Consider the following 13398-nt stretch of genomic DNA (forward strand, 5'->3'; position numbering starts at 1 on the left):
TATAATAAAGAATAGATGAAATAAGTAGTTTTCATTATAGACTTTTCATTTATTAAATAAATATCTTATAAATCCTTGATAAAAGCTATGCATTTAAAAAAGATAATACTAGTTGATACACTTATTATGCATACATATAGTTTCCAAAATTAAAAAATCCCAAGAGATAGAAGTTTACTATCAACTCTTGGGATTTTTTAATTAATAATCAATTTCAGTTTTGCTATTACTCACTGAACAAAATTTCATCTAAATCTTTACCAAACTGACCACTTAAATGTGAGCTGAATGAAATACCAATCAATTGATTTTTCTTGTTGAATACACCTTCAAAGTAGTGGTTTTTAAACTTATAGTAAACACTTAATTCATTCTCAATAATTTGAGCTTCTGAATAGTTCTTACTACTTCGGCATATGAATCGGGCCACCTGGTCCGACTGGCCATCCTAGGAAGAACCATGCGAGTAACAGGATTGTCCAGAAAATAGCGAATCCTATTGAGTAAGGCATGAGTGCTGCAATCATTGTACCGATACCAATATTCTTATCATACTTCTGAGCATACGACAGGAGTAATGGTAAATACGGCATCATCGGTGTGATAGGATTAGTGATTGAATCACCGACACGGTAGATCACTTGCGTAAACGCCGGGTGAATGCCAAGTAACATCAGCATTGGTACTAATATTGGCGCGAGTATGGCCCACTTTGCTGATGCACTTCCAATCAGTAAGTTAATCGTTGCAGATAAGATCAGTATCCCTAATATTAAGACAACACCGTTCTGTCCTTCTAGTAACTGTGCCCCTTTAATTGCGATGATGGTACCTAAGTTACTCCATGTAAAGAAGGCTAACATTTGCGCTGCAAAGAAGACGATAACGATAAATCCGCCCATCGAACTCATTGATTCACCAATCATTTCTGCAAATCGTTTCGTTGTACGCATCGTACCAGCTGTAATACCGTACACAATCCCAGGTACTAAGAAAAGTACTGTAATGATCGGTACAATGCCGTCCATTAATGGCGCTTCTTCAATCAGACTGCCTGTCTTCGGATTTCTTAGTAATCCATTCTCTGGTATAGCAAGGAATGCTACGATAGCCATTGAAATTATTAAACTGACATTGGCTAATAGCATCGCCTTTCTCTCTTTAGCAGTGACATGGTTATCTGCATCATCTTCTACAACACCCTCATATTGTCCAAACCTTGGAATAACCACTTTAGTCGTAATAAACCACGCAACAAAGAGTAATACGAATGTAGATGCACAAAGGAAATAGTAGTTCATTGCTGCGTTAACTTTTACATCTCCTACGAGTTTCGCAGCAGGTTCAGTAAATGATACGGCAAGTGCATCTGTCATACCAATAACTAAGCTTGCTGAGAATCCACCAAGTGCCGCCGCATAGGCCATTACAAGTCCTGCGATTGGATGATATCCTAATTTAATAAAGACCATTGCCGCAATTGGAGGTAATACGATCGTTGCAGCATCTCCTGCTGCATTTCCCATTATGCCGACAAATATAATAATTGGAATGATAATCTTTCGGGGTGTCTTTTCAATTGTATATTTCATGAGTGTCTCAAAATAACCCGTCTTTTCAGCGACTCCGACACCTATCATTACTACCAATACGAGTCCGAGTGGCGGGAACGTTGCAAAGTTATTCACCGCTTCAGATATAATCTTCGCAATACCATCTGGTGTTAATAAGTTTACAGCCTTGACCACTTTACCGTCAGCGGGATTCTTCGCAGATACTCCTAGATTGCCTGCTATCCATGACGCAACAAGGATTAATCCACATAATGATATAAAGATGACGACAGGGTCTGGTAGCTTATTCCCAGCTTTTTCAATCAAATCTAGAAATTTATCCGTTATACTTTTCTTCTTCACATTTTCATTCATTGCATCTCCTCCGGTTAATCTTGTTTGCTGCTCACACTAAGTTATAAGCCTTGATACTTTGTAGCTACTTCTATAAACATTAGAAATCCTGCTTCGAATCCATCTTCATTTAAGCCGAATTTAGGATGATGGTGCTGGTAGTCAAACCCAGTTGATCCTGTACCTATAAAGGTATACACACACGGCGCAACTTGATTGAATGCGCTAAAGTCTTCTCCACCCATCATCGGAGGGTCGGTGATTACTCGCTCAGGATATAATGATTCTGCTAATGCTTTAATCCATTCAGTATGCTTTTCTTCGTTATAAACTGCGCTGTACCCTATTGTATAATCCATCTTAAAGGTTGCACCGTGCATCTCACAGATATGCTTTAAATGTTGCTCAATCTTACCTTTAATCAGTTTCCTATTCTCTTCAGTCGTTGTTCTAACTGAACCACCTAATACCACTTTATCTGGTATTACATTTAAAGAACCTATTGCCCCTGCTTGAAACAGTGTATTCGATACGACTGCTGAATCATATGAACTGATATTCCTTGAGTCAATACTTTGAAGTGATTCAACAAACCTGCTACCTATTAACACAGGATCAATACATCCTTCGGGACGACTTGCATGTCCCCCTTTACCTTGAATTTCAATCGCGTAGATATCAGAATTAGCACTTGCGGGTCCTGGTTTTACATCTATCAAACCTAATGGCAATTGCGCCCATAAATGATGGCCATATATAAAGTCAAATCCCTCAAAGTATCCTGTTTCCACTAGTTCCCTAGCTCCACCTGGTATTAATTCTTCGGCATGTTGAAATATACAATGTACTTCATTATCAAGTTCATCATAATGATCATTAAAGTAATGTGCGGCTCCGAGCAAGATAGCAGTATGTCCATCATGTCCACATGCATGCATCAATCCTTCATTCTGCGAAACAAACGCAATATCATCCCTATCTTCGTCAATCGGCAAAGCATCGATATCTGCTCTTAATCCAATCTTCTTCCGTCCACCTTTATTGAACACACCAACTGTTCCTGTTTCGGTCAGTTCTATTACTTCACAATGTTCCATTGAATGTAGAATCTCCCGAATATACTTTGCGGTCTCATACTCTTCAAAAGACGGCTCCGGATATTGATGTAAATGGCGACGATATGCTATCACACGCGCTTCATACTGTTGGTAGTCACTCATGTCACTCCTCCTTAAAAAGTGCTTCTCTTAACTTCATTAATCTTTATATGTATACAGACCATTTAAACATTATCAGATTTTTCTGTCAATTAAATATGTGTCAACAGTCATATTACCTAAATTTAGTAAATCACACTTCATCTATAGAATTATCGCTGAACTCAATCTTTAATCTGCTAAAGGTTATCATATTTATATGTAGAATAAAACACCCCAATCGTTAGATTATTAGTCTTAAGATTGGGGTGTTTATTAAAATAATTTTTTCTTAACTATTTATAATTCGTCGTAATCGTTAAATCATTCACAGCATCTTTATATAAATCGTCAAAATACTGCCTTACTTCAAAATCCAATTCTTTCCCTTTTAACTTCGGATTATCCGCTTTTTTAATCTTCTTAATCTCTTCAATTACGCGCTTACGCATTGATTGATCATGCACGTACTTCTCAAGCAGTTGATCAAAATCCTTTTGATCCATCAACTTTTCAGCCTCTTCAAAATACTTAGACGACGCATACTTTTTCTTAAACGCTGCTACATCTTCTTTCAACTTCGCTTTATCAATCGCATACCCTTTTTCTTTCCCCAATAGCGCAATCGCTTCAAGTTCCACTTGATTTTGCAGTTGCAAGTTCTCAGAGTCTTGATCTTTTATCTTATCTTTATAGAAAGATAAATCCCCTGACTTATCTTTCTTGGCCGCAACTTCAATTTGTGCCTTTTGCATATTTCTCAAAAATGCAATATCTTGCTTTTTAAAGGTTTTATCATTAATCTTAAGCACTTCATCTTTGCCAAGTTTCACATCTGAAGGCTGCTTTTTCGCACCCTCTTCAGTTGTTGCTTGCTCAGTTTGTGCTGCTTTATCTTGCTTCACTTCCTGCGCATCACCTTTTACAAAATACCATACCACCAGAATGGTCGCTAAAAAGCTAATGAGCATAATCAAGATATTATTGATATTCTTCATTATTTAATATCCAACTCAATGGTTTTCTCAAGACCGTCACCTTCAATTTTAGCTGTCCATTTCCCTGACATTGGTAACTTCACTTTGTCTTCATAGATACCATCTTGTTGGTGGTTTAATTTTGCTTCAATCGTGCCGTGATCCATGCCTTTCATTTGGAAAGTCGCTGTTCCTTTGAAGTCTTCAACTGCCTTACTACCTTCTGTAATTTTAACTGAGAATGTAGACATTTCATTCGCTTTAGGTTGTTCTTCTACTTTAATTTCTTTTTTACTACCACAAGCTACTAATAGGATTGATACAACCATTAGCAATAATATTTTCTTCATCGTGACACCTCCAAATATTGTTGTTCAAATGTGTGAATATCCATCTTGTTGATGTGCTTCTCATCAAGTAATAACACATGCGAACAGACTTCTTTCACTTCTTCATAATGATGCGAACTCATTAATATCGTCTTATCTTGCATTAAGTTAATTAAATCGAGTATTTCCTTTCGTCCTATTGGATCTAGTCCTGATGTTGGTTCATCCAGGATAATGATTTCTGTATCATACATGAGTGTGATCGCAATACCTAAACGTTGTAACATCCCTTTAGAAAACTGATTTATGCGTGTTTCTTTATCGTCCAGTAAACCTACTTGCTGAAGTACTTCTTCAGCTTTTTGATAATCAAATTTGTTATTGATAAGTCCATTAAAAAACTTTAAGTTCTCAAGCGGTGTCATTGATTGATACAATTTAAATTTCTCTGGCAAGTAACTCACTGATGCTTTCCATTTTTCGTTTTTATTACTTTCACCATTAAATGTGACTGTCCCTTGTTGAATCTTCTCCATATTCAGCATTAATTTCAGTAAGGTCGATTTACCCGCACCGTTGCGTCCAATCAATCCAATCTTTTCATTTTTATCGATATGAAAATGGATATCATCAAGCACCTCTTTATTCCCATAGCTGTGTGATAATCCTTTTACATCAATCATTTGCCTCACCTCTTTTTGAAATTAATACTGTGATACCAAATAGCACCAATGGCCATAATATCACTGATAGTATCATATAAACGACTGGATTCAGTTTAATGACATCAGACATTAATGCACTTAAGTTTGTTGTAGAAAGTAATCCGAGTAAATGTTCTAAGAATATTCTTATCGTATGCATTGGATCTAAGAAGTAGAAGATACCAAAGATCTTTGCATTGTCATACGTAACGAATGGAATGGCATACAAAAAGATTAAATCTAATAAGAATACAAGAATAAACCAAATGATAATCGCATAAGCCATTAGCTCAAGTTTTGTTTTAGAAAACATACCCACAAATACACCAATTTGATTACAAATCAGTAATAAAGCTAACACGCTGATTAGAAATACGAAGCTCTCTTTAACATCTACAACGATAATGAGTTTCGCTAGAATAAATATAATGAGCGCGAGTATCAAATAAGATACGTTCATTACAATTTGAATTGCTAATGATTTCTTAAACAGGAATGAAACCATTGAATCTTTCTTAGTTAGGATCATCGCCATACTTTTAGATTCTTTCTCGTTGAATATCGATAATGCTGAAATCAAAATAGCGAAGATCGGCAAAATCATCATATTCATATCAAATAGATTCAGTAAAAATGTTGCAAAGCCTAAGTCTGATGGATAACTTTTAGATGCACTTAATATAAATATTGACGTCATAAATATCACGAACATCATGAGCCATAATCCTTTAGAACGGTAGGATTCAATAAATTCTTTAATGATATAGTTCATCGTTTAGACCTCCTTAAATAAACCAAACTTAATATTGTAATAATCACAGCAACGATTGCTATGATAAGTTTCTCCAGTGTTAATGAATGATTGTTGTCCATAAGCGGAAATTCATCTTTAATCTCCACGACGTCAGGATTAACTAAACGATGACTACGTTCGAATAAATCGATGGCTGGACTATTCATAAATAAATATGCAAGTTCGTTTTGCTTTAATAAATTCCCAAGTGAAGAATTTTGAACGTAAGGCTTATCCCCAACACCATCTTTATTCAAATCAAGCATAGGTTCTTGCCAGTAATTCCCCTCTTTATTCTTGTTCCAATGATTTTGGTTAGAATGTCCAACGAGCACAACGGGTACTTTATTTTCTTTAAATCGATTCTTCATAAACGTAAGTGCTGATGATGAATCCCAAACTTCTATGCCTACTTTGTTATTAAAGAATTCATTCTCTTGAATGAGATTTAAAGTCGATTGCTCAATATAGAGTCCACGTTGATTTAAATGAAATTCATTTTCTAATATATTAATATCTCTAGATCCTTGAATGATTAAGCCAAATGCTTGTGAACCTTGGTTAAACGAGAATTGATTCTTTTCTAAGACGATATTATCAGAATGCATGATCGCTGCCCCACCGATATTACCGATAAATCGATTTCCTTTGAAGTTATTAAAGTTTGAATACATATAATGCAGACCGTAACGTGTCTTCGAAACATCATTATTAATAATTTCATTATCATTTGAATATTCAAAGTAGATACCATCGCGTGAATATTGGATTGTGTTATTCTTGATGGTATTTTCATTGGCACGTTTCACATAAATACCGTAACCTTTCGCTCCGGTACTCCCTGTTTTGTAGCCTTTAATATCATTATTTTCAATGAGGATTTTATCCCCTTTGTTTAAATACAACCCATGAAAGCAGTCCTCTATGACTAAATTTGAGAACGTGTTATTAGAAGCCATATTACGGATACATGACGCTTCCATCTCACTACTTCTTGAACGACCACTATTCTTAACTGTAAAATTTTCTAATTTTACGTCCTCACTTCTAACTTGAATGATGGTCCCTTTTTTATCTCCATCGATGATTGTGTTTTCTTGACCTATGATTTTTATTGGTTTTTTAATCATCACATGGTCTTTATACGTTTTATTTTCTAGCTTTAATGTTTCGCCTGGTTTAGTATCATCAATTAAATCTTGTAGTTCCCCCGCGTACGCTTGGTGCCCAATCAACGTACTCATTATAATTGATGCCAAAATTAAACGCTTTTTCATGAAGATTGCTCTTTCTTTTTTGTTTTATAACTTAAAAAGAATGAAATAACCATTAAGATAAATACAAGCCCAAGTAAGTATCCTCCAATATGAAAACTTGAATAAGTTGTAAAATTGGCAATCACGTTTTTCCCTAGTACTGGTGGGACGAATGGTTCCATATCAATTGGTGCAGATGGATCTAAATTCGTACCGAAATCTTTTAACCAACGCTTCATATCCCAAATCCCTACAATGCCACTGATAATATAAATCACGATTAATCCGAGTAACACAGATTTCTTTCTTAAGAATGCTGCGATTAACAATAGTACTGCAAATCCTATGACTAAGTACGGAAAGTACGTTAATTCTGGGAATGTTTCATTACTAAAGTTTTTCATACCAATATAGTGGTTAAGCCCATTGATGTTATCGATATCACCTTTTAATGTATTGGGATGTACGATAATATCTAATCCTTCAGGGTATTGCGGTGCAAAGAACTTCATGCCCCACCAAGGCAAGAAAAGCGTTGAGAACATCGTAAGTGCTGCTGCGATCAACGTATACATACTATATTGATTTAATTTGCCTTTCATCACAAAAACCTCCTTTTAAATAAAAGTGGAGCACAAACAAACAGTTGCGCTCCACATTATTTACCTATGGTTTAACTAATAAATAACCACTCATCTCTTGGTGAAGTGCTGAACAGAAGTTAGAACAATAAATTGGGAATGTTCCTTCTTTGTCTGCTACAAATTCCAATGTATTTGTTTGACCAGGCTGTACTTCAAAGTTTAAATCATATTCATTAATTGCAAAGCCGTGTGTAATATCTTGGTCTAAATCAATATTTGTCATATGGAAGAACACTTTATCACCTTTATTTACTGTCACTTCATCTTTACGTTTCGCTTTGGCATCAAAAATAAATTTAGAACGCATCGCGATACCATATACATGAACTTCATTGCCTTTACGTTCAATTCGTGCCTCTTTTTGATCCCAAGTTGAGAATGGACGTTTTTCATCTTTTTCGTAAATCTTTTGTGGTTTCACTTTATCTGCTTTAATAATTTGGGCATAGTGTGGTTCTGGATCCACCGGCGCAGTCATCACATGTTTCATCTTCTTACCTGAAATATCGATTAAATCCATTGATTCAGGATGTGATGGCCCAACTGATAAGAAGTTATCTTTAGCTAGTTTATTTAATGCCACAATCCACTTACCATCCGGCTTCACTGTATCACCTTCAGCTGCAGAAGCATGTCCTGGTGAATAGTAGGTTGGTGTTCTATCAATAACTTTACCAGTTTTGTAGTTCCACTTAACGATCTCACTTGAAATGAACATCGTGTTATATGCATTCCCTTTATCATCAAATTGCGTATGTAAAGGTCCTAATGCTCCTGGAGGATCGACTTCACGTTCCATCACGTTTTCATATTTCAATACTGGAATACCGAATTCTTCTTTTTTCGCTTCTTTCTTCATTTCATCAAAGGCTTTTTCAAACGAGAATACTGTCATAATCGGTGCAAGCTTACCTGCTGCAACGAAAAATTTACCGTCAGGTGTTACGTCCACACCATGTGGCGATTTAGAAACAGGTACAGCATAGATGGCACCTTTAACGTCACGTGGATCAATCATCTTAACACCATTTACTACTTTTGCTTTTGATCCATTCTTCGCTTCCTCGGCCATCTTCTTCCAGTTAATCATAACGATATAATCTCTATCTTTTTGAGAGGCATTGATTTCCATATTACTTGTCGCAAATTCTGTATTATATGTTGTCATAACAATCCAATCACCGCTGACTTTTTTACCAGCATCTGATAAGTCATAACTCCATGGTGGTAATACGATTTGATAATCGATGTTGAATTTCTTTTTCTTTTGATCGAATTTCGCCATCGATACGACACCTTTATACTCTTCTTTATACTTATCTAAACTGCCATAAGCGCCACCTAAAGGTCTAGCAAAACGCGTCGGAAGTGCGATGTATTCTGTATTTTGTGTTAAGAATACCCCTGCGTGTGGTCCACCCATATTCGGTAAATCCATAATATCTGCTGTATGGAATGTCTTTAAATCTACAGCAGCTACACGGTTATTCCCTACATCGTTGGCGAATAAGAACTTACCGTCGTAATCACCTTTCGTTTCTGAAATGGCTGGATGGTGAAAGTCACCCCAAGTTTTGCCACCGAGCATTTTCTTTGTATCTTTATCAAAGCCGTAACCTGTAGCTGGATCTGGCGTAAATACAGGTACTGTTCTAATCTTTCTCATTGATGGCAAACCATATACGAATAACTGGCCAGAGTGACCTCCCGATGCCATCATATAATAATCATCTTTCTCTCCAAATGGAACATACACCTTTTCGGCATTACTTTTGTTGGCAGAGCTTGATTCCTCATTCGCCGCTTTCTTACCCGGCGTTAAATCTGCGAATAATAATGCAGCAACGAGAAAGCCTGCGAGCACACCGATTAAACTAAATAAAAACTTCTTCATACATCACACCTCCTATTTTTCTGACGCTTCTTTTAATGCGTCGACGATATCTTTACGTTCTTTATCTGTTAGTGGATTATCTTTAATAACGCCACTCATAACAGCTGAAGATGGTTTTTTCAAGAATTCATCAATGGGTTTACCATGTTTACCGTCTACTGTTTTGTATGCATCAGACAAATCAGGACCAGTAGAACCACCTTTAACGTTTAGCTTTGAAATTGAGTGACAAGAAACACAACCTTTTTTCTCGAAAATTTCGCCTGCACCACTCGACGTTGTTTTTTCTGAATCCGCATCTTTACTTGCAACATCTTTTGATGCATCAGATTCAGTATTTTCTGTGGTAGCTTGTTCAGGCTTTTTAGGATCTTCTTTTGTGCTGAGCGCTAGAAAGATGATCGACATCAGTAAAAAGGTAATTACAAAACCAAAAATCAGATAGCTAGTATTATTTTTCATAAATTTCCCCTCCTCAAAGATATAAATTAAACACTTCTTTTAGAGTATAACATTACGCTTTTGGCATAAATATGATAGAAATCACATATTAATTGAAATATTGAAATAATTCTTCATTTAAATTAATTCGAGTAAAATTATTTATCATTTGATATGATAGCGTTTTAAAATTCCGACAATTATTATCATCATAATATATAAACCGCTTTATTATCCAATTTAATCCACATATTTGTCAGAATATTTAACATTTTGTGAAATAAACATTCATTTCGTATGTAATTAATATTATTGTTTATAAACAAATCGACATCATTTGAAATGTTGTAAAGCAATATCAATGACATGGTATAATATTTATAAACTCAGGAAAGGACATCACTATGAACAACAAACCATTCTTCTACATCTACTTATTTTTAATCGCCTTTTTATCAATCAATGTGTATAAACATTTCACAAATAATGCACCCGCTTCTGATTACTTAATCTATGCAATCATTGCGCTGTCATTTCTAGGGATGATTACCGACGAACTGATTCAATTATTTTACGGTAAGAAATCTCCACTCACGTCGACAATATTGAATATCATCATTTATATCACTATCATCGCGCTATCTATATTTGCGATCACTACGTCTAACACAACATTTGATATCATTTTATATTGTGTCTTTATACCATTAAGCCTTCTACTCATCTATGTTCAATTAATGGTATATCGTAAAGAAACAAAACGATAAAAAAACGCCTTATAAAGTAGACACGAATGTGTCCCTTTATAAGGCGTTTGTCTCTATTAACCTTTAATTCCTTCTGGATCATTACCAAATGAATCTTTTTGTCTAATCTTACCGTTTACTCCATGCGTTATCACTTCAGACTTTAATTCTGTCGCTAACTCTTTAGCAGCATCCATTGCTTCTGCTTGTGTTTTGTGATGACTTTTCGGTTCTGGATGATTTTCTAACTTAACATCCCAGCCACCATTTGGATTCTGTACTACATGCAAATTATTCGCCATTTTGTACATCTCATCTTGAGTATTGTATTACACGTTAATTATATATCAATTGCATACTAAATGTCATATTACACAAATAAAAGCATCTCTAATTATTAAGAGATGCTTTTACGATTATTTATTTTCAGGTTCATATAAATAGTATCCTGTATCAAATAAAGGATAACCATGTTCAGAAATTTCATATACTAACCATTTATTGTTTTCTTTTGCGTAACTAATCGTTAAATAGCCACCATAATGGCGTTGAATGAACTTACTATCTTTTAGTGAACCCCAACCAGCAGTTGAACCACCTGTTAATTTCTCAATGTCACTTTTTAAAATGTGCTTACCATCAGCACTGAATTTCATATTTGTTAAATACAAACTACCCGTTGGATATGATTTACTTCTATTAAAGAAATCTAAAATTAAGCGATTACCTTTACCATAAGTTGTTTTAACCTGTTTACCATATTCAGAAATATTTGTTTCTGTCGTACGGAATTTACCATGATTCTTTTTGATGTCACTATATTTTTGACCGATAATGACACCTTCATGTGCGTATTTCCCTTTTTTTAATAAATCGAATGTTTGCTTTGTCATTTTAGGTAATGGAATTGTCTTGTTTGTTAATGTCGTCTTATTCACTACTGGTGCTGTTGCTGCGTCCACTTGGGTCATTGGTAATGCTGCTGTAAGTAATGTGCTTGCTAAAACAACTGAAGATAAAATTAGTTTTTTTGACATAATCGTTAATTCCTCTCAAATAAGATTATTATTTCAAAGTTATTATATCACATATAAAATAAAATAACCTTAATATTACAATTAACAGTAATAAGTTATTTAGTGTTAATATTCCTTTGATATGTTTATCACAATTCATACGGTGAATAATTACAATATAAATATTAAGGCGTGATATTTATGTTCGAATATTTAATTTCCTTATTGTACGTCGGTAATACGCTAACACAAGTGATACTTCCACTTTGCTATTTCGGCGGGTTAATCTTAATAGCAGGCATCATTACTTTTATATCACATAAATTTAGCAGTCGCGGACGAGATCATATCGATAAAAATGATCCTTACACGAAACGAGAATATGGTGGAGATAATAGTCCAAACTATTTCCACTAAGAATGGAGGTATAATATGTTTGAAATCGTTAGAAGTTTATTATTAATACTCTTCGTCATCTTAGTTATGGCTGGTATTCCAACGTTAATTCAACATTATAGATACGGTCGAGATCATCTAGATAAACACGATCCTTATACAAAACACGATGAAAGTGTTGGTAGCGGTGTGGAAGCGATGGGTCCACCGGAATAATACTTAATCTTAATCATTTAGGGTATAGATTATTAAAAGGAAGTGATTCGATGTTAATGGTAGCTATTTCAATACCTATGTTAATATTCCTAGTCGTCATCTTTGGAATTATCGCATGGGTTGTCATTATGATGATTAATTCATCAAAGAACGCAGCTAAGCAGAATACTTCAACGATTGATAACAAACTAGATGCAGTTGAACGCGAACATCACAGAAATCATTCATAATTCATATCAGTATGCAAATAAACGTGAGCACAATGCTCACGTTTATTTTATTTAATACTAATAACACTCCTTAATTTCATTTATCGTTTAAACGGATCAATCATCTCCGGGTCATCTATGACTTTTCGGAAGTATGTCCCAGATGCTTTTCTTTTGATATAGATACCATTATTTCTTAATCTGCTTAACATCTTTTCTTCATTAGAGCTTTCAATACTGCGATAGTACAAATATTGTTCTATTAGATCATTATCAACTTCATCTAAACTTGGATGGTCTTTGTACCATTTGATGTACTCATTTTTATAAGGTTCAAATTTGACAACTTCATAACCATAATATTTGAATAATCCAATCATTTTTCGACGTGAACCACTACTTTTACCGTAGATTATCTCTTTACGCCTACCATAGAGCACAATGCTTTTGGGGCCAACATAACAATAATGAATATCTGATGCTCGTATAGTAATTGATTGTTTCTGTGTATGGAACGTTACTGCATCTGCTGATAACGTCATAGTGTCTTTTGAATTGATAAGTAAAAATAGTATGCCCAATGATGTAATTGAGAAAGATAGAATAGCAGATATCAAGATTAAAGGCATCTCTCCAATGTGACGAATAGATGGTGTAAGATGATAAAACATATT

Annotated in this window: 18 protein-coding genes; 4 read left to right on the forward strand and 14 right to left on the reverse strand. The window is 34.9% G+C overall.

Features of this window, described 5'->3' with window-relative positions:
• Positions 1–226: 226 nt before the first annotated feature.
• The 11 genes from ACMGE9_RS04010 to ACMGE9_RS04060 form a co-directional block, all read right to left on the reverse strand.
• Positions 227–430, reverse strand: a complete 204-nt coding sequence (locus ACMGE9_RS04010) for a hypothetical protein (protein WP_414043972.1) — start codon at positions 428–430, stop codon at positions 227–229.
• Complete coding sequence (locus ACMGE9_RS04015) at positions 405–1928, reverse strand: AbgT family transporter (protein WP_414043973.1); 1524 nt, start codon at positions 1926–1928, stop codon at positions 405–407. The genes ACMGE9_RS04010 and ACMGE9_RS04015 overlap by 26 nt, the downstream gene beginning before the upstream one ends.
• A 41-nt stretch (positions 1929–1969) precedes the next feature.
• Positions 1970–3127 carry a M20 metallopeptidase family protein gene (locus tag ACMGE9_RS04020; protein WP_414043974.1) on the reverse strand — a complete coding sequence of 386 codons (1158 nt, stop codon included), beginning with the start codon at positions 3125–3127 and terminating at the stop codon, positions 1970–1972.
• Between the two features lie 272 nt (positions 3128–3399).
• Entirely contained in the window at positions 3400–4101 is a 702-nt protein-coding gene (locus ACMGE9_RS04025) for a hypothetical protein (RefSeq protein WP_414043975.1), read from the reverse strand.
• Positions 4101–4430, reverse strand: coding sequence for a FixH family protein (locus tag ACMGE9_RS04030; RefSeq protein ID WP_414043976.1), 330 nt, complete (start codon positions 4428–4430; stop codon positions 4101–4103). Before ACMGE9_RS04030 ends, ACMGE9_RS04025 begins: the two co-directional genes overlap by 1 nt.
• Positions 4427–5092 (reverse strand): ABC transporter ATP-binding protein, encoded by a 666-nt coding sequence (locus ACMGE9_RS04035; RefSeq protein WP_414043977.1) that lies wholly within the window; start codon positions 5090–5092, stop codon positions 4427–4429. Before ACMGE9_RS04035 ends, ACMGE9_RS04030 begins: the two co-directional genes overlap by 4 nt.
• On the reverse strand, positions 5085–5885 hold the full coding sequence (locus ACMGE9_RS04040; RefSeq protein WP_414043978.1) for an ABC transporter permease subunit: 801 nt from the start codon (positions 5883–5885) through the stop codon (positions 5085–5087). Before ACMGE9_RS04040 ends, ACMGE9_RS04035 begins: the two co-directional genes overlap by 8 nt.
• On the reverse strand, positions 5882–7183 hold the full coding sequence (gene nosD / locus ACMGE9_RS04045) for a nitrous oxide reductase family maturation protein NosD (protein WP_414043979.1): 1302 nt from the start codon (positions 7181–7183) through the stop codon (positions 5882–5884). The genes ACMGE9_RS04040 and nosD overlap by 4 nt, the downstream gene beginning before the upstream one ends.
• Positions 7180–7764 carry a hypothetical protein gene (locus ACMGE9_RS04050; protein ID WP_414043980.1) on the reverse strand — a complete coding sequence of 195 codons (585 nt, stop codon included), beginning with the start codon at positions 7762–7764 and terminating at the stop codon, positions 7180–7182. The genes nosD and ACMGE9_RS04050 overlap by 4 nt, the downstream gene beginning before the upstream one ends.
• Before the next feature lie 64 nt (positions 7765–7828).
• On the reverse strand, positions 7829–9700 hold the full coding sequence (gene nosZ / locus ACMGE9_RS04055; RefSeq protein WP_414043981.1) for a Sec-dependent nitrous-oxide reductase: 1872 nt from the start codon (positions 9698–9700) through the stop codon (positions 7829–7831).
• A 12-nt stretch (positions 9701–9712) separates the two neighbouring features.
• The gene (locus ACMGE9_RS04060; RefSeq protein ID WP_414043982.1) at positions 9713–10162 is read right to left on the reverse strand and encodes a c-type cytochrome; all 450 of its coding nucleotides are present in this window, start codon (positions 10160–10162) and stop codon (positions 9713–9715) included.
• A gap of 383 nt (positions 10163–10545) precedes the next feature.
• Between ACMGE9_RS04060 and ACMGE9_RS04065 the strand changes: the two genes are divergently transcribed.
• On the forward strand, positions 10546–10908 hold the full coding sequence (locus ACMGE9_RS04065; RefSeq protein WP_414043983.1) for a hypothetical protein: 363 nt from the start codon (positions 10546–10548) through the stop codon (positions 10906–10908).
• Positions 10909–10964: 56 nt separating this feature from the next.
• Here the strand turns inward: ACMGE9_RS04065 and ACMGE9_RS04070 are convergent, their stop codons facing one another.
• On the reverse strand, positions 10965–11189 hold the full coding sequence (locus ACMGE9_RS04070; protein ID WP_414043984.1) for a DUF2188 domain-containing protein: 225 nt from the start codon (positions 11187–11189) through the stop codon (positions 10965–10967).
• Between the two features lie 114 nt (positions 11190–11303).
• Positions 11304–11924 (reverse strand): hypothetical protein, encoded by a 621-nt coding sequence (locus ACMGE9_RS04075; protein WP_414043985.1) that lies wholly within the window; start codon positions 11922–11924, stop codon positions 11304–11306.
• A gap of 180 nt (positions 11925–12104) precedes the next feature.
• Here ACMGE9_RS04075 and ACMGE9_RS04080 point away from each other — a divergent pair, with 180 nt between their 5' ends.
• From ACMGE9_RS04080 to ACMGE9_RS04090, 3 genes are read left to right on the forward strand one after another with little or no spacing between them, the layout of a single operon-like run.
• Positions 12105–12320 (forward strand): hypothetical protein, encoded by a 216-nt coding sequence (locus ACMGE9_RS04080; RefSeq protein ID WP_414043986.1) that lies wholly within the window; start codon positions 12105–12107, stop codon positions 12318–12320.
• A gap of 15 nt (positions 12321–12335) precedes the next feature.
• On the forward strand, positions 12336–12515 hold the full coding sequence (locus ACMGE9_RS04085) for a hypothetical protein (RefSeq protein WP_414043987.1): 180 nt from the start codon (positions 12336–12338) through the stop codon (positions 12513–12515).
• A gap of 50 nt (positions 12516–12565) precedes the next feature.
• On the forward strand, positions 12566–12745 hold the full coding sequence (locus tag ACMGE9_RS04090) for a hypothetical protein (protein WP_414043988.1): 180 nt from the start codon (positions 12566–12568) through the stop codon (positions 12743–12745).
• Between the two features lie 80 nt (positions 12746–12825).
• On the opposite strand, the gene ACMGE9_RS04095 is transcribed toward ACMGE9_RS04090, so the two are convergent.
• Positions 12826–13395, reverse strand: coding sequence for a hypothetical protein (locus tag ACMGE9_RS04095; protein WP_414043989.1), 570 nt, complete (start codon positions 13393–13395; stop codon positions 12826–12828).
• Positions 13396–13398 lie beyond the last annotated feature (3 nt).

It is taken from the genome of Macrococcus animalis, from assembly GCF_047425875.1.
In the GTDB taxonomy this organism is placed as follows: Bacteria; Bacillota; Bacilli; order Staphylococcales; family Staphylococcaceae; genus Macrococcoides; species Macrococcoides animalis.